The organism is Paenibacillus sp. GSMTC-2017, from assembly GCF_016019935.1.
Lineage (GTDB): Bacteria > Bacillota > Bacilli > Paenibacillales > Paenibacillaceae > Pristimantibacillus.
Window position 1 is genome coordinate 347,086 of the sequence record NZ_JAECMT010000005.1, and the last position, 16,855, is coordinate 363,940.

General features: G+C 43.6%; 15 protein-coding genes. 12 read left to right on the forward strand and 3 right to left on the reverse strand.

Features of this window, described 5'->3' with window-relative positions:
* Window positions 1–145 precede the first annotated feature (145 nt).
* From I6N90_RS20545 to I6N90_RS20605, 12 genes are all read left to right on the forward strand, one after another.
* Entirely contained in the window at window positions 146–871 is a 726-nt protein-coding gene (locus tag I6N90_RS20545) for a hypothetical protein (RefSeq protein WP_197937522.1), read from the forward strand.
* A gap of 22 nt (window positions 872–893) precedes the next feature.
* A complete protein-coding gene (locus I6N90_RS20550) occupies window positions 894–1,295 on the forward strand; it encodes a GntR family transcriptional regulator (RefSeq protein ID WP_197937523.1) in 402 nt (133 codons plus the stop codon).
* On the forward strand, window positions 1,292–2,239 hold the full coding sequence (locus I6N90_RS20555; protein ID WP_232243192.1) for an ABC transporter ATP-binding protein: 948 nt from the start codon (window positions 1,292–1,294) through the stop codon (window positions 2,237–2,239). The genes I6N90_RS20550 and I6N90_RS20555 overlap by 4 nt, the downstream gene beginning before the upstream one ends.
* The gene (locus I6N90_RS20560; protein ID WP_197937524.1) at window positions 2,236–3,138 is read left to right on the forward strand and encodes an ABC transporter ATP-binding protein; all 903 of its coding nucleotides are present in this window, start codon (window positions 2,236–2,238) and stop codon (window positions 3,136–3,138) included. Before I6N90_RS20555 ends, I6N90_RS20560 begins: the two co-directional genes overlap by 4 nt.
* Entirely contained in the window at window positions 3,131–4,444 is a 1,314-nt protein-coding gene (locus tag I6N90_RS20565) for an ABC transporter permease (RefSeq protein WP_197937525.1), read from the forward strand. Before I6N90_RS20560 ends, I6N90_RS20565 begins: the two co-directional genes overlap by 8 nt.
* Window positions 4,445–4,703: 259 nt before the next feature.
* Entirely contained in the window at window positions 4,704–5,270 is a 567-nt protein-coding gene (locus tag I6N90_RS20570; RefSeq protein ID WP_197937526.1) for a dihydrofolate reductase family protein, read from the forward strand.
* Between the two features lie 190 nt (window positions 5,271–5,460).
* A complete protein-coding gene (locus I6N90_RS20575; RefSeq protein WP_197937527.1) occupies window positions 5,461–5,790 on the forward strand; it encodes a PadR family transcriptional regulator in 330 nt (109 codons plus the stop codon).
* A 14-nt stretch (window positions 5,791–5,804) separates the two neighbouring features.
* Window positions 5,805–6,671 (forward strand): pentapeptide repeat-containing protein, encoded by an 867-nt coding sequence (locus I6N90_RS20580; RefSeq protein WP_197937528.1) that lies wholly within the window; start codon window positions 5,805–5,807, stop codon window positions 6,669–6,671.
* A 21-nt stretch (window positions 6,672–6,692) separates the two neighbouring features.
* A complete protein-coding gene (locus tag I6N90_RS20585; RefSeq protein ID WP_442950976.1) occupies window positions 6,693–7,928 on the forward strand; it encodes a serine hydrolase domain-containing protein in 1,236 nt (411 codons plus the stop codon).
* A 525-nt stretch (window positions 7,929–8,453) separates the two neighbouring features.
* Window positions 8,454–9,266: an alpha/beta fold hydrolase gene (locus tag I6N90_RS20590; protein WP_197937530.1), complete on the forward strand. Its 813-nt coding sequence runs from the start codon at window positions 8,454–8,456 to the stop codon at window positions 9,264–9,266.
* A gap of 135 nt (window positions 9,267–9,401) precedes the next feature.
* Entirely contained in the window at window positions 9,402–10,832 is a 1,431-nt protein-coding gene (locus I6N90_RS20595) for an alpha/beta fold hydrolase (protein WP_197937531.1), read from the forward strand.
* A gap of 708 nt (window positions 10,833–11,540) precedes the next feature.
* Window positions 11,541–13,436: a S8 family serine peptidase gene (locus I6N90_RS20605; RefSeq protein WP_197937594.1), complete on the forward strand. Its 1,896-nt coding sequence runs from the start codon at window positions 11,541–11,543 to the stop codon at window positions 13,434–13,436.
* A gap of 149 nt (window positions 13,437–13,585) precedes the next feature.
* On the opposite strand, the gene I6N90_RS20610 is transcribed toward I6N90_RS20605, so the two are convergent.
* From I6N90_RS20610 to I6N90_RS20620, 3 genes are read right to left on the reverse strand one after another with little or no spacing between them, the layout of a single operon-like run.
* Window positions 13,586–14,668: an efflux RND transporter periplasmic adaptor subunit gene (locus tag I6N90_RS20610; RefSeq protein ID WP_197937533.1), complete on the reverse strand. Its 1,083-nt coding sequence runs from the start codon at window positions 14,666–14,668 to the stop codon at window positions 13,586–13,588.
* A gap of 24 nt (window positions 14,669–14,692) precedes the next feature.
* Window positions 14,693–16,045: an ABC transporter permease gene (locus I6N90_RS20615; RefSeq protein WP_197937534.1), complete on the reverse strand. Its 1,353-nt coding sequence runs from the start codon at window positions 16,043–16,045 to the stop codon at window positions 14,693–14,695.
* Entirely contained in the window at window positions 16,042–16,764 is a 723-nt protein-coding gene (locus tag I6N90_RS20620; RefSeq protein WP_197937535.1) for an ABC transporter ATP-binding protein, read from the reverse strand. Before I6N90_RS20620 ends, I6N90_RS20615 begins: the two co-directional genes overlap by 4 nt.
* Window positions 16,765–16,855: the final 91 nt, after the last annotated feature.

The following is a 16,855-nucleotide window of genomic DNA, read 5'->3' on the forward strand; positions in this document are numbered from 1 at the left end:
TTTACTGAATTGTATTGACAGTTAGCGGAAGTCTGCATATACTGTGTATATAGATATATACAGTATACAAACAGAGCACAGTATGCACAGTAAAATACGAAGCGGCAATTATGAAAGACTTGATGAATATAGGAGGATCTAGCGTATGAGCACATGGCGGGGAGCTTTCTTTTTTGCCAAAGAGGAATTAAAAAAGGTTCGATGGAAGCATTTACTTACGTTATTCTTTATTGGCTATATGGTCATGTTCATGATGCCAATGTTCACAGATGCAATCAAAGGTGAGAATGGCGAGGCATTTAATTGGGCGATAGATTTCATTACACTTTCAGTGCTTCCAACACTAGGATTTATGTCAACACAATCGATGGGATTTTATTGGAAAACAGATGTATTTACTAAGAAGTTGGTCGTTTGGAGAACAATGCCAATACCAGTTAAACAAATTGCACTCGGAAGGTTTTTGATCTTCATAACGATTTTGCTTCCTGCACTGATCCTATATTTTATTCTCTTTTATGTAATTTTAAAATTTACTATTGATGAAATATCATTGTTGCCGTTTATTTTGTTCGCAATATTTTGGATAGGTTATGCAATAACAATCGGTTTGATTTATCTCTTTTTCGAGCTAACGCAATCCGGGAAAGTTTACTTCTGGTTTTGTATGCTATTAGTAATCGGTTACTTAGCTATCATGGTTGCATATACGTTTACCACTAAGCAGAGTGTAGTCATTATGAGTTATAACACATTCATTCAAGGAAATTGGTGGATCGCACTTATTTCCGTACTCATATCCGTGTTAGTTACTTTGATCATGATTCCGAAAATTACAAAAAAATTAAAAACACGAAGTTATATTAGTTAACTGATTGAAAGCAGGTGAAATGATGCAACTGCCCATACAAATAAATGAGCAAAGTGCAGAGCCGCTCTATCAGCAAATTGAAGTTCAACTTAGAGCTTTAATTGTGAGCGGACAACTGGGTGAAGGCACGTTGCTTCCATCCATTCGAGAGCTTGCTCAAACCGTTAAATGTAGTGTCATCACCGTAAAACGTGTATATAGCGACCTTGAAGGAGAAGGACTGCTTCGTACAAGACAAGGTACGGGAACATATGTAGCCCGTGTTGATAAACAAGAACGGGATCGACATAGACTTGCTACCGTTATTGAAGCGCTGGAGCAAGCAGTTATATCAGGCAAGCGGATGCAATGTTCGGAGGATGAGCTTAAGGAACTGTTTATGGAAGTGGTTAGGAAGCAATATGATCAAGGAGGTAGTACATGATGCATGATATGGATAGTGAAGTAGCGATACAATTCGATGACATTGGACTGCGGAAGCCAAATTTTAAGCTTGGCCCTATAACACTTGATATTCCAAGCGGATTCATTACTGCAATTGTTGGACCTAACGGAAGCGGAAAGAGCACCTTGTTCCGAATGGCACTTGATTTAACGAAGCCGGATCAAGGCTCAATTACTATGCTGGGACACAAAGTAGGTCATGGCGACGATGAAGAAATGAAAGGGAAAATCGGTTATTTAGCGGAAGAACCGTTTCCTCATGAAGACAATATGAAAGCATATGACAAAGCAAGCTTTAATAGTTATTGGTATAAGAACTGGGATGTGAACCGATATCAAGAACTTCTGCACATTTTGCAGATCAATGATAATAGCACATTAGGCAAAATGTCCAAAGGAATGCGACGAAAGTTTGAGCTCGCTCTAACATTATCGCATAGCCCAGAGCTATTATTGCTTGATGAACCTTCATCAGGACTCGATCCACTAGCATGGAAGTCTATGATTGAAATTCTCCATCGCTATATGGAAACTGGGAACCGAACGATTTTAATGACGACACACATCATTGATGAAGTAAAACGTCTTGCGGATTACATCGTATTTATGGCTCAAGGACGTGTACTCGGTGTGTATGAGAAAGATGAATTGTTTAGCAGTTGGTTTACCCTTTATATAAATGGTGATGGATTGACTGCTACAGCCGCAGCTAAGATGCCAGGTCAATGTGGTGTTAAAAATGCAGGAGGAACAACTTACGCTGTAATTACTAACAAAGCATTGGAAGCTGAACTATGGTGCCAGCATGAAGGGCTTGAAATTGTAAGTAGGCAAGCGCTAGAGCTAGACGAAATTATGCAAACGCTACTTCAGCAAGATGGACTTGGAGCAAAAGTACATGAAGCGAGGGGAAATAACAAATGAAACCATTAGTAGTTGAGAAGGTAATGAAGCAATACGGAGACAAAACAGCTGTAAACAACATCAATCTTGAAGTTAGTCAAGGTGAAATCTACGGACTGCTTGGTGCAAACGGAGCAGGAAAAACAACAACAATGAGAATGGTGCTGGGACTTATTTACCCAGATGGCGGTAATATTTTGTACAACGGAAAGCCCTATAGCAATGATATTCTTAGTAAACTAGGCTACTTGCCAGAAGAAAGAGGCATGTATCCAAAAGTTAGTGTAAGCGACCAGATACTCTATTTATCTCAGCTTCGCGGCATGTCGAAAAAGGACGCCGATAAAAATTTGAAATATTGGCTTGAGAGATTTGAAGTCCCTGAATATTACAACAAAAAAGTAGAAGAGCTATCAAAAGGTAATCAACAAAAAATTCAATTTATTGCAGCAGTTAACCATAAACCAAGTATCGTAATTCTTGATGAAGCATTCAGCGGTCTTGACCCTGTCAATGTAGAACTGTTGAAATCAACGGTAAAAGAGTTAAGAGACTCAGGAACTAGCATTTTATTCTCAACTCACCGCATGGAGCATGTAGAGGAGTTATGTCGCAATATTACAATACTACATCGTTCTAACACAGTATTAAAAGGTAGTTTAAAAGAGATCAAAGGTCAATTCCCGAGAGAGAAAGTGCTGTTAAATACAGATAAAGAAATTAGCGGTTTGGATAAGTTAGTTGGCGTTAATAAAGTGACTCGTCTTGAAAATGGTTATGAGATAGCCATTCAGAAGGAAGAAGTAGGCGACGATATTTTACGACTGGCAATGTCGCAAGCTAGAGTTAGTAAATTTGAGATTAAAGAACCAACTTTAAACGAAATCTTTATAAAAACGGTGGGTGATAAGCATGAATAGTTTATGGACAGTAGTAGGGTTTACAATCAAAAACAAAATTAAAGGTAAAGCATTTCTTATTACAACGTTGATCATTGCTATCGTACTTAGTATCGGAGCTAACGTGCCTTATATTATTACTCAATTTGATAAAGGTGAGAAGATTACTAATGTCGGCTATATACAAGTTGCCGGAGGAGAGCTGGCAGCAGGGGCTGTAACGGGAGACAGTTTAAAAGCTTACTTCGAGGGACAAGAGAAATCAACGATCAAGATGATACCTTTCAAAGACCAAGGTAGTGTTGAAGCAAATGAAACGCAGCTTAAAGATGCAATTGAAGCAAAAGACATTAAAGGTTACTTAGATTTTGAAAAGCAAAGTGATAGTGTTTTCCCAAAAATGACTTATAAATCAGAGAAACTAATGGAGTTCTCGATAACTGGTAATCTGCAATTTGCTCTTGAAAAGATTCGGCAAGACGATGTTCTCAAAAATGTAGGCTTAACCCCAGAGCAACAGAATCTTCTTAATGCACCGATTAAGATTGAAACAGTACAGATCTCATCTGCGAGCGGTGGAGGAGAAGCAGGTGGAAAGACACCTGAAGAGCAAGGTGTCAACATGGGTCTTATCTACGTCATACTATTCTTCCTCTTTATGGCTATTATGATCTCTGGTCAATTAATAGCATCTGAGATTACAGCGGAGAAAAGTTCGCGTGTAATGGAAATATTGATTACGAGTGTATCACCACTTAAATCTATGTTTGGCAAAATCTTTGGAATGTTTGTAGTCGTTCTATGCCAAGTGGCCGTATATGCTATCGTCATCTTCATAAACGCATCTTTGCCGCATAACAAAGAAACACTTAAAACGTTCGATATCGATCTGTCCTTAATCGATCCTGCACTACTCATATACGCTGTTTTATTCTTCCTGACAGGTTTCTTCTTATTTGCAACGCTATACGCGGCAGTTGGCTCCATCGTAAGCCGGACTGAGGATTTAGGCCAAGCAACAATGCCAATGACGATTATCTCGCTTGCAGGATTTTATATCGCAATTTTTTCACTATCGAATCCAGACAGTATGTTAGTAAAAGTATCATCTTTTATACCACTGTTCTCACCATTCGTGATGATGCTTCGCCTAGGTTTGACTGATGTTCCACTATGGGAAGTACTCCTTTCCTTCGGTTTGTTACTTGCAATGATCTATATCGCGGTTTACACATCAGCTAAAATCTACCGCACAGGCGTACTCATGTACGGCAAACGCCCGAGCTGGAAAGAAATTCGTAAGGCGATGAAAGCTTATAAGATTTAATAGATAGACTGATTAAGATTGAATTTTTGATAAAATGGAGTAATCTTATAGTAAAATATCGGTATTAGTAAAACCCACTTGCAGTTTTTCATCGCTGCGATTGGGTTTTTTTTGTGAGCATGTGATCTTAATGTCGAAAAGCCCTTTTCTCGTTCGTTGTCTTTATAGCGGTGAAGTTCAGCTGACCCTGGAAGAAGGACATCCAGGAGTAACACAGTGTTCGGAATCGACCGCACGACACGAAAGGACGGTTAAAATAATGGGAAAAATCATCATGCAGCAATTCATTACGATGGATGGTGTCATACAGGCGCCGGGCGATCTTGATGAATTCGAGTATGGAGGCTGGCAGCGGCCATATGTTGGCGAGGAGCACCTGGCTCTCATTGTCGAGCAGGCCTACGCAGCGGAAGCGCTCCTTCTAGGACGTAAAACGTACGAGAGCTTCGCGGCAACATGGCCGTCAGCGACCGGCATGCGAGGGCTGGCCGATCGTATGAACTGCATGCCGAAGTTCGTGGCTTCGAGATCCCTGAGCCATGCGGAGTGGAATGCCACTATTGTCCATGGCGATGCGGCCGAAGAAGCAGCGAAGCTAAAGCAGGAGTTCAGCGGGGACTTGCTTGTTGTAGGCAGCGGCGATCTTGCGCAAACGCTGATGAATCATCATCTCATCGACGAATACCGGCTCTGGGTCCACCCTTTAATCTTAGGTCGCGGACAACGGCTGTTCAGAGAGGGGATCGAGATGGCTGCTATGCGCCTAATGGACTCCAAAACACTAAGCACAGGTGTTGCGATTCACATATACCAGCCCGGCAATTAACAACAAAGCCATCTGAATTCATCCAAAAGAAGAGTCTCCATCATCGCTGTGAAAGCCAGAGAAGGGGATGTCTTTTGCCTATTAAGATAGCGATATGAATGAAATAACCCCCCAAAAAGATACTATAACTAAAATATTACCTTGACAGTCATAGTAGTGTATTGTAGTATTCAATTACGGGGGCGATTAAATGAGTGAGAACAAAATTACTTCCGATCTGTTACGCGGCCATACCGATACGATGATCTTACGGCTCTTAACCGAATCTGACCGCTACGGGTACGAGATCGTCAAGTTGATTGCAGAGCGATCAAGCGGTGGGTATGAGTTAAAGGAAGCAACGATGTACTCCAGCGTCCGGCGGCTTGAAGTGGAAGGCGATATCGAGTGGTACTGGGGCGATGAATCTCAGGGCGGACGGCGTAAATATTTCAGGATTACCGGGAAAGGCAAGCTGACTTACGCCCGGAATAAAACGAACTGGGAGTATGCAAAACGCGTACTCGAAAACTTACTATAAGGAGTGTTGAGGTTATGAATGAGAAATTAAACAACTACTTGAACAGCGTTTTCGCACCGTACGATGGGGTGAAAAGCGTCACCGAATTAAAGGCTGACCTGCTCTCCGATTTGCAGGAGCGGTTCCATGAACTTAAAGCCGAAGGCAAGGACGAGGAAACCGCATTGGAGATGACCATTGACAGTATCGGAGACATTGAGCAAACGGTACGAGAGGTCGCTAACGTCACCCGTTCGCTGGAACGGCAGGTGGTGACAAACTTAAGTGCGAGCAACCTGGCCAAGAGCGACTTTGCGGGAGTTACCGCGCATAACGGGAAATTTACTTCAAGCGCACTGCGTGGATCCGACTTTACGAACGCGGACTTGACTGGCAGTTCGTTTGCCAGCAGTGACGTGCGAGAAGTCCGTTTCGACGGCGCAAACCTGACTGACTGCAACTTGTCCACCCTTGACATTGCGAATGCCAGCTTTAATAAGTCCATCCTTGTTCGCACCAACTTCAGTAAGTCGGGTCTGAACGAAACAAAATTCAAGGATGCAAACCTGACCGACGTCAACCTGACTATGACCGATCTCAGAAAAACCGTTTTTGAAAACTGTACTTTCGACGGGGTGGACTTTACCTCTACCGATCTGACAGGGCTGCGTTTTGATGGCCAAACCTTCATCGGAGTCAAGTTCGACAAGGCGGCACTGAATGACGTTTCGTTCAAAGGCGCGACACTCAGGAATGTTTCGTTCTTGTCTGGCTTTACTTTGTCCAAGAAGTATTACCGTGCCATCAAAACCGTCTGCTTTGACGGAGCGTTCATGGATAAGCTGACCTATGCCACGCTTAAAGGCATAGAGGCCGATTTATCAAATGTTTCAATTCGATAAGGGGGAAACAAAATGAATAAGATGACAACAGAACAAAGTGACAGAGGCTTCTCCGAAACAGGGCTACGCAGAATGCGCGAAGTGCTGGCACAGCATGTCGAGTCTGGGAAGATTCCTGGGCTTGTCGCCTTAGTTAGCCGGAACGGTGAGACACAAGTCGAAGCGCTCGGCACGATGCGCCATGACGGTGGCGCGCCGATGCGCCGGGACACAATCTTCCGAATGGCTTCCACTTCCAAGCCACTCGCGGTCGCGCCAGTGATGATCCTGCTCGACGAGTGCAAGCTACGGTTGGACGACCCGGTAGATCAATGGCTGCCCGAACTCGCCGATCGGAAGGTACTGAAACGGGCCAATGGCCCACTAGATGATACCGTGCCTGCACGACGGCCGATCACCGTACGTGACCTGCTGACCTCCACGTTCGGGCTGGGAGTAGAGATGACATTGCTGGGATCCCCTATCCTGAATGCGATCTTCGCGCAGGGAATATATGACACACCAGGTGTGGAGTTGCCCGAACCGGACGAGTGGATGCGCCGACTAGGCACACTACCGCTTAGCTACCAGCCCGGAGAGCGGTGGCAGTACCACGTCAGCAACGAAGTACTTGGTGTATTAGTTGCTAGGGTCACGGGTAAGACGTTCGAGACGTTCCTGCGCGAACGTATCCTCGATCCGTTAGGGATGAAGGACACCGGCTTCTACGTGCCCGCTAACAAGATTGATAGGTTGCCACCTGCCTACGCACCCGATCCGCAGACTGGGCAATTCATCGTATGGGACGAAGCCACAGGGGGACGTTACAGCCAACCTCCGGCGTTTCAAGCAGGCGGCGGTGGACTGCTATCAACCGTCGACGATTATCACGCATATTTAGGGATGCTGCTGAACGAAGGGATGCATGGGAACGAGAGGATCCTGTCCCGGCCTGCCGTCCAGCTTATGACCACCAACCACCTCACTCCTGAGCAACAATCAGTCCGAGACGCCATGGCCAAAAACAACGTTCATTTGTCGCACGGCCAAGGTCAGCACGGCGGCTGGGGCTTTGGGATGGGGGTGCGCACCTACCGCGGAGATTACGCGCCAATCGGTCAGTTCGGCTGGGACGGCGGTAGCGGTACCTCGACTTACGCCGACCCGGATAACCAGCTCACCGGAATCCTGCTCACCCAAGTAGGGATGACAACCCCGGATTCAGCGCGGCTAATCCACGACTTCTGGACGACGGTCTACCAGGCAATCGAAGACTGACACTGAGCCAGCAGTTCGTTGATCGTTTAAAAATGCCCAGCAATCATATAACGAGGTCTTTAATAAATAATTCCCGATTTAATTACATCTACATAGCGGGTGGTGTCGGCTTCGCTGGTACTACCCTTACACCATAAAATTAAGCCGGAGTACGATCGGGATCATTGAGCAAAATATCTCGTGCAACACTTATTGTGACCTTGAACTTCTTGCAGTTGTTAAAGATTAAGAGTGAGATTTCGAGCTAAGCTATGCCAAAAAAGCAGCCACTTTTATCAGTAGTTGCTTTTTTTACATTCAACTCCATCCAATTACCCCTGATAACAGCTACGTTGATACTACCTCAATATAATTCGCACTGACTGCTAAAGAGACATATGGGTTCACAAGGTATCAAAAAAAAATTTCGAGTGTGTCGAATTTGCCGTTATCGATTCGTCGTCTAATTAGAGGCTTAAATATCCGCCCGCGAGGGAATGGAGAATCTCAAAATAAAATCAGTAATAACTGAAAAGGAGACTTACGATGCACACAGTAACTTCAAAAGATGGTACTAAGATTGCCTATGATAGAGTTGGCCAGGGGCCGTCACTCATTTTGGTAGGGGGAGCGTTCAGCTATCGCAAATTCCCCGGACTGGTGCAGTTGGCAAATTTGTTGTCAGCACATTTCACGGTCTACAATTACGACCGCCGAGGTCGCGGCGATAGCGGAGATATACTGCCTTATGCCATAAATCGCGAGATGGAAGATCTTCAGGCCATGATTGATGAAGCCGGTGGTTCGGCCTATGTTTGGGGATTGTCAGCTGGGGCGGTTCTGGCTCTGCAGACGGCAGCGACGGGGGCCAACATTACAAAACTGGCTCTGCATGAACCACCCTTTGTAGTTGATGCTACGGGTCACAAGCCACCGGAAAATTTCGTCAAGCAGGTTTCAGAGCTTATATCCGCGAATCGTCAGGGCGAGGCTATCAAATATTTTATGACCAAGGGGATGGGGGCGCCTTCATTTGTGGTCAGTTTGATGCGCGTGATGCCAGGCGTGTGGTCCAAGCTTCTGGCTGTTGCCAATACTCTTCCTTACGACGCGGCCATGCTCGATGGATATATGGATGGAAAGGCGCTGCCCGACAAGTTGTGGGATGCGGTTACGATGCCAACTCTCGTGATCGAAGGAACGGAGAGTCCGGTTAGGCTGCGTCATGGTGCCCAAGCACTGGCTAGCGTACTTCCTAATGCAAGACTGCTGAGTAAAAGAGGACTCGGTCATGCCAAACAACTCGACACCAAAAAGATTTCATCGGAGCTTGTAGCATTCTTTATGGGCAATTGTTAAGTTGCAGCATGTAAAGGGCTATGCATATCTCACTTCAAAACAGCAACTAGGATCAAATAATAGATATCAAAATGGACAATGAGAGTTGGGTGTGTTTTCACACCACTAGAATTCAAATAAAAAGGAGCGGGTAAAGTGAAGAAGTTAGTGAGCTTTATTTCTACTATATTATTGGCTTGTACATTATTGAGCGGTTCTGTCTCTGCATTTAACGATCTGAATGCGACTGAAAAAGAAATTATTCTTAATTTGAAGGAACGGGGCATCGTTTCCGGAATAGATAGTAACCATTTTGCTCCGCGCGACAAAATCAACTTTGCTCAAGGCGTAAGCTTAATCGTAAGAGGTATGAATCTGAGTATTGACAACGAGCAATTTGTGGAAAACCCGGAGGCAATCGATTATTTCACGAATGTTCCAAACGATGCATGGTATGCGGAAGCATTTATTATTGCGAAAATGAATGGGCTAGATATCCCGAAAGATGTTGGTCCTAAAGCTGTAATTACCCGGGAACAATACGCGGATATGCTGATTAAAGCAATAGATGTAAAAGGATCATTCCCGGTCGATAAAATGCCGATGATCTTCGAGGACGCAGATCAAATCGACGACAAATACAAAGACAGCGTGCAAAAAATTTATTTGCACAAAATTGCTACTTCAGACGAGAAAAGATTGGCATTTCCGAAGCAGGATATGACACGGGGAGAGGCAGCGGTTTGGTTGCACAATACAATTAATCTTGTGGAGTCGCAACTAGCCCTAACGAAACCAGGCAACTACGCTTCTGTGAATGGCCTCAATATGTATTACGAGATCCACGGTACTGGACAACCATTGATTCTGCTTCATGGCGGTTTGGCCACAATCGACATGATGTTCGGACAGCTTCTGCCAGCCCTTGCGAAGACTCGCCAGGTCATTGCAGTTGAGCTACAGGCCCATGGGCACACCGCAGACATCGATCGTCCGCTCAGCTACGAGCAGATGGCGGATGATACCGCTGCCCTGATCAAGCATCTTGGACTCAAAAATGCCGACGTCTTCGGCTTTTCCATGGGCGGAGGCGTTGCCCTGCAGACAGCCATCCGGCACCCGGATGTGGTGCGCAAGTTAGTGGTCGCCTCGGCACCCTATAAGAGTGATGGATGGTATCCTGATGTTCTCGCGGGAATGGCGTCGATGAATGCCGAAGCTATGGTAGGGTCCCCGATGCATGAAGTCTATGTAAAAGCAGCGCCAAAGCCCGAGGACTGGTCGACGCTGATCGCCAAGATGAAACAATTCCAAACCAAAGCTTACGACTGGACGAAGGACATTTCAGCTATTAAGGCTCCTACGTTAATTTTGATCGGGGATTCCGATAAAGTTCGCCCAGATCACGCTTTAGAAATGTTTCAACTACTCGGCGGTGGTAAAGCGGACGGCTCGATGGGCGGACTCACGAATTCTCAGCTCAGCGTACTCCCGGATACATCACATTATAACATTCTAGCCCGTACCGATCTTCTTCTTCCAATCATTCCACCATTCCTTGACGCTCCCATGCCTAAGGCGGAGTAATAAGCGATGATTAGAATAATTCTTTTGAAGTAAATATAATTCATAATTTGACCTTGACTGCTCTCGCCTAGCCAAACCGGTTTCTGACTAATCACATAGGCCAAATTCGATGGAGAAGCCAAATTCCCCGGATAAACGGGCTTTGGTTGAACTTTAAGGGGGAGATTGCTTATAAACTTAGTCTGCAAAGATACGATTTTATGAAGATGGTTATGTACCTTATTAGCCAAGGTTTACTAGGTGAAGAAGTATCTAAGCAGCTAACTCCTTCAGAAGCCACTTCAAAAAATTAAAGTGCATTATTTCATTACTTTACCGTTATTATTAATTTAAATTAACATGTAAGTAATCAACCCCTGATTCGTCAGATGCACTGATGATTCAGGGGTTTTCATATTTGCTAAGTAGTATGTGAAAGCAAGAAAGCTCGCATTTCCAGTTAAAACCCCACGAGCGATAGGTGCTCCGGCTACGAGTGATAATCTTAACTTCCATATTTATATACAGGATAAGCTATATCTGTAAAACAAGGCGCATATTAAAGCATTCAGTCAATTAATGGATGTCTCTATTTTTGTTCACGCTTACTTCGACTTTGACCCAATTTCTTCCTACTCCTATACTGAAGGAGATTCGTCTGGCAAGCTGGTAGATTAATAGACTAGCAAACTAGAGGATCAAACTTTATAGATTTGAGAGGAGAACTTTATGTACGATTATTCCCGCTTCAAGATCACGTTGTCCATCGCTCTTATTTTGTCTTTATTGTTGTCACTTGGTTCAAGTCTAACTGAGATTAAAGCCGCTGAGGGAAGTGGGGAAGCGAACGCTGACTCACAGATACGCACATCGAATGAGCTACCAGCCTTCGAGGAAGAGCTTGTCGTCAAGCTCCGTGCGGAAGCGCTTGAAGAAAACAATGGCAGCAAACTAGTTCCTCAGGAGACGCTCTCTTCATTGTCCATCATACCTCAATTGTCGTTTGGACGTATGTTTACGCAGGACGTGTTGCCAGTACCTACTAAAAGCGCAGTTGCTTCTGCACAAGCATCTGTATTTGAACGTTACTATTCTTCCAAAATTCCTTCTGGGGCAGATGTCGAGCAACTATTAAAGACGCTGAAGAGCTCACCGCTCGTTGAGACGGCATATGTGACACAGAAACCAGAGAAACCAACTACACTTTCTCCGAACACTACACCTGTTCAACCTACTAACGATCCCCGCTTTAGCTTGCAAAAATATTCAGAAGAAAGTACAGGCATCAATGCGCCTTATGCTTGGCAATTCGAAGGTGGAGATGGCAAAGGTGTTAGCTGGGCAGACGTGGAATGGAGCTGGGCTTTGAATCATGAAGATTTGATCGCACACAACATTCAACAGTTGCCAGGTGGAACGAATATCGGTGATGGTAGCCATGGCACTGCCGTACTTGGTGTTGTATCTGCAGCCGACAATGCGATTGGCAACATAGGTCTTGCGAACAAAGCAAAACCATATGTTTCATCGCTTGTACGCGCTTCGGGTAATTGGAGTATAACGGAAGCAATCTTAACAGCTACTCAGACACTACAAGCAGGGGATGTCATTCTGCTCGAGGTACAAGTTGGCTCTAATAATCGCTGGCTACCTATCGAAAGTCAACAAGCGGAGTTCGATGCGATTCAGTATGCAACGAGCCTTGGCATAGTCGTCGTATCTGCTGGAGGGAACGGAAATGTTGATCTCGATCAATACCTCTCTGGAGATAATAAATATACTTTTAATCCTGACAGCCCAGATTTCAAAGACTCTGGATCCATCCTTGTAGGAGCAGGCTCGTCAACCTTCCCTCACTATAGACTTTCATTCAGCAACCACGGTAATCGTGTTGATGTTCACGGTATCGGGGAAAACGTAGCTACGTTAAATTCTACTGACGTCAGCTCAACTACAGGCTATACCGACTACTTCAGTGGTACATCTTCAGCTTCACCTGTTGTTGTAGGTGCGATCCTTCAACTACAAGGCATTGCAAAAGCAAAGTTCGGCGTACCGTATACACCTGCTGAGATACGTCGCATATTAAGATGGCTGCCTCATCAAACGTCGTCGATTGATCCAGCGAATGACCGAATTGGCGCACTGCCTGATTTGAAAAAAATTATTCAGAGCTTGCCTACACCAGGTAGTGTTCCTACTGATATAGCAGCACCAAGCGCACCTGCCAATCTTGTTACGTCCGTCGTGAATGGAGCAAATCACATTACTTGGAGTGCTGCAACCGACAATGTTGGTTTAATTGGCTATGACGTTTACTTAAATAACAATTTACTCCCTTTCAAAAGAACAACAGGCACATCCGTTACTCTGAGTGACCTGCCGAGTGGTGCATTTAACATTACAGTTAAAGCACGGGATGGATATAATCAGCTATCTTCCGCTAGCAACTCTGTTCATGTGAACAATTCACTTCCAACCTGGAGTGCTTCAACGGTATATCTTGCAGGCAATATTGTTGGTTATCAGGGCGTGAAGTACCAAGCCAAATGGTGGAACCAGAACGAGCGGCCAGACCTGAAGAGCTCGCCTAACGATGTATGGATCAACTTGGGACCCTATTAATCCCAGTTTGCTAGACTTAAACATAACTCGATTATAGAACTGCTAACTACACGTGAGGGTGCCCCAAAAGCCATAGACTTTTGGGGCACCCTCTTTCGGCAGTTATATAGAGATTAAGATATGTTAGTACAATGTTATTGTAAGCAATATTATTGAAGCACAACCTTATCTCCAACCTGTAACCCTTTAACTACCTCTGTTTTATCCGGAGTCTCTTGCCCAATTTCGATATCTTTTCGTTCATAAACGCCGTTGCCTTTGTCGAGCATAACATAATGTTTATCCTGTTCGCGCAAGATTGCAATCGTAGGGACAACAACAACATCTTCTTTACGGCTAATTTCAATATCGCCTTTTAGACTAAGGCCAGCAATTAAATGCTCACTTGCTTCTAAACTAATAACAACTTCAAATTGTGCAGCTTGATCGGCATTTGTTTGATCCGTGGTTGCTTTTGCAAATTTAGAGACGGACATTACTTTTCCCTTAAGAGGAACTTCCTTCATCGCATTCATTTGTACGGCAACAGACATTCCTTCTTTGATACGAAACACGTCGTTTTCACCAACAAATACAATCATCTGAAGTTTGTTCAGGTCAACAACTTTTCCTATGTATTGTTGATCATCTACAATTTGTGGAACTTTGTTAGCAACGTCGAACAAGAAGATTCCGGTCATTGGTGCAGTGAAGCGAGCTTCCTCAATTTTTTTGCGTTTGCGATCTAGTTCCTTTTTTTGAACTTCAGACATAACACTATTAAGCTGAGCTTGTACTTTATCTGCTTCACGTTTAGCGAATGCACGCTTTCGCTCATCTTCGGTCATCTCTATCGTTACTTCCGCAGAGCCAGTAGCACTAGCAAGTTTGCTAAGTTTCTCTTCTAGCGCTACCTTCTTTATTGTAGCTTCTTCTTGAGCGATTTGATCTTGAAGTAATGTTCGATCGAGTTCAAACAGCGTTTGACCTTTTTCGATTTTTTGACCATTTTTAACATACCATTTCTCTACTTTTGCTCCATAGGGCGCATATACTAACTGCTCAAGTTCATAGTTGGATTTTCCTTTAACTTCAACAGAACTAACAATCGTCTCTTTTGTTACATCAAAGGTTATCGCCCCTTCATTCACAACTGGCGCAGGTAAACGGTTTGGATTGGCCATATTGTATAAGAAAAAGCTAATTCCAGCGAGTACGATACATATAACGATCCATTTAATTTTTTTCTTCATAATGCTATCGGCTCCTTTAAGTGGTTAATCTCTACGAATAGCTGTTAGAGCATCTGTACGAGATGCATTAATAGCAGGATAAATACCGGAAAGTACGCCAGTCATTATAGCAAACGTCATTCCAATCGGTATAATGTTAAATGGTATAAAAATAGTAGGAGCACCTGCACTCCCAGATGACATAGATACAATTAATATATTAATGCCCCACACGACCCAATGGGAGAAAAGAACACCGAGCAAGCCGCCAAGCAAACCTAGTAATGCGGCTTCTACTATAAACATGTTTCGAATTTGTGCGAGATTTGCACCTAATACTTTCATTATTCCTATTTGTCTGCGACGTTGATAAGTAGACATGGTCATCGCAACTACAATAGAAATTGATGCGATAATCAGAATGAAAATTCCACCGCCAAGTGCAACAGCTTTTATAATTTTAAACTGTGAAGCAAGTTGTTCCTTTTGATGTAGATTAGTAGATGCAGAAAGTGTTAGTTTTTTTATATTTTTCTCAACTAATGGAACGTCCTTTTGTTCCTTCACCTTAACGATTAATGAGTCATAGAGAACATTGTTTCCGCTAGAATGAACAAGAGCGCTGTTCTTTAACTGTAACAATTGTTCAGCTGTTTCCATTGAAACATAGCCTCTTTTATCAAAGGAGATACTTAACTCGTCTGTTTTATCTGGCTTTTTTAATACGCCTGCGACACGGTAAGGAGAGCTTGTTACTAATTTGTCTTGGTTGTTGTGCATATTAAATTGAATTTGCCGTTGATAAAGTGCGGCAGGAATGCTGTTTAAATTGTTATATTGTTTCATAACATCGTCGTCGTAAGGGTTATTCTCTAACTGTTCGTATATGCTTTGGCGTGTTTTTTCATCAATTAAACCCATAGTAGCCCCGTAGCTTAAGATGATACTTCCTTCAGTATTGGTAACAGAACCTTGTCCAATTGTTTCTCCTAGATTCTCTAGTTGCTCCAAATCTGTTGCGAACAGCTCCAAATTCGCTTTTTTCCCATCTGCAGTCATATATTCCGTATAGCCTATACTCAGCATCGGTACAACAGCTTTTACCTCAGGGAAGTTTGCGATTACTTGCCGCTTCTGATCAGTAAGTTTGCCTCGTTCTAGCTCAGCTGCATCTACATTAGCGCCCTTTACACCTTCGTTTGCTTTGACTGTAACCTCGTCCATCTTAAAAAAAGTGTTCATCTCGGCTTCAATATATTTCTGAGCGGATTCACCTACGCTCATCGCGACAATAATGGCTGCACATCCGATAGAAATGCCGATAGCACATAAGCTTGTTACGACTTTCCTACGTCTAACCTGGTCCCACGACAATCTTGTAAGATCACTTATTTTCACGTTGTAACACCTTCTTCTACGAGAATCTCATTTGTTGAAGGCGTCTGTGGTATTTCTTGTACTAAATTTCCGTCTTTGAGTGTAATAATCCGTTTCGTATGTACGGCAACCTCTCGCTCATGAGTGACGATCATGAAGGTCGTATTCATTTCGCGATTAAGTCGTTTCAGAATGGCTATAATTTCTTCTTCCGTCTTTGTATCGAGATTTCCCGTTGGCTCATCAGCAAAAATAATAGAAGGTTCAGTAATGAGTGACCGAGCAATACTGACACGTTGCTGTTGTCCCCCAGAAAGTTGTGAAGGGAACATGAGCCCTTTGTCGGGAATGCCTACTTGCTCAAGAAGCGACATCGCTTTTTTCTTCCGTTCAGAGGAAGATACGGATTGGAATATGAGCGGCAATTCAATATTTTCGCGTACAGTCAAATTAGAAATTAGCTCGTAAGCTTGAAATATAAAGCCGATATGTTTGCGCCTAAACTCTGCTAGCTGGTTTTCGCTCATCTTCACAATATTGTGTCCTGCAATAAATATATTGCCTTCAGTTGGTTTCATTAAACCAGCCATTAAGTTTAGTAGTGTTGATTTCCCTGAGCCTGAGCTGCCAAGTAGTGCGACCATATCGCCTTTGTTTACATTGAAATCGATGTTACTTAGTACGGGTGTTATTTCAGGGCCGTTTGAAAAGGAATGTGATAATTTGTCTACTCGAAGCATAGATGTTCTCCTCTCTATCTAAATAGTTTCTGTCTATCATACTGGTAAAGATCGGTTTATAAAAAGTTAATACATGGAATTTATGACTAAT

Coding starts and splice junctions, on each gene's coding strand:
- I6N90_RS20545 (WP_197937522.1), top strand. CDS start 146: ATGAGCACATGGCGGGGAGCTTTCTTTTTTGCCAAAGAGGAATTAAAA.
- I6N90_RS20550 (WP_197937523.1), top strand. CDS start 894: ATGCAACTGCCCATACAAATAAATGAGCAAAGTGCAGAGCCGCTCTAT.
- I6N90_RS20555 (WP_232243192.1), top strand. CDS start 1,292: ATGATGCATGATATGGATAGTGAAGTAGCGATACAATTCGATGACATT.
- I6N90_RS20560 (WP_197937524.1), top strand. CDS start 2,236: ATGAAACCATTAGTAGTTGAGAAGGTAATGAAGCAATACGGAGACAAA.
- I6N90_RS20565 (WP_197937525.1), top strand. CDS start 3,131: ATGAATAGTTTATGGACAGTAGTAGGGTTTACAATCAAAAACAAAATT.
- I6N90_RS20570 (WP_197937526.1), top strand. CDS start 4,704: ATGGGAAAAATCATCATGCAGCAATTCATTACGATGGATGGTGTCATA.
- I6N90_RS20575 (WP_197937527.1), top strand. CDS start 5,461: ATGAGTGAGAACAAAATTACTTCCGATCTGTTACGCGGCCATACCGAT.
- I6N90_RS20580 (WP_197937528.1), top strand. CDS start 5,805: ATGAATGAGAAATTAAACAACTACTTGAACAGCGTTTTCGCACCGTAC.
- I6N90_RS20585 (WP_442950976.1), top strand. CDS start 6,693: ATGACAACAGAACAAAGTGACAGAGGCTTCTCCGAAACAGGGCTACGC.
- I6N90_RS20590 (WP_197937530.1), top strand. CDS start 8,454: ATGCACACAGTAACTTCAAAAGATGGTACTAAGATTGCCTATGATAGA.
- I6N90_RS20605 (WP_197937594.1), top strand. CDS start 11,541: ATGTACGATTATTCCCGCTTCAAGATCACGTTGTCCATCGCTCTTATT.
- I6N90_RS20610 (WP_197937533.1), bottom strand. CDS start 14,668: ATGAAGAAAAAAATTAAATGGATCGTTATATGTATCGTACTCGCTGGA.
- I6N90_RS20620 (WP_197937535.1), bottom strand. CDS start 16,764: ATGCTTCGAGTAGACAAATTATCACATTCCTTTTCAAACGGCCCTGAA.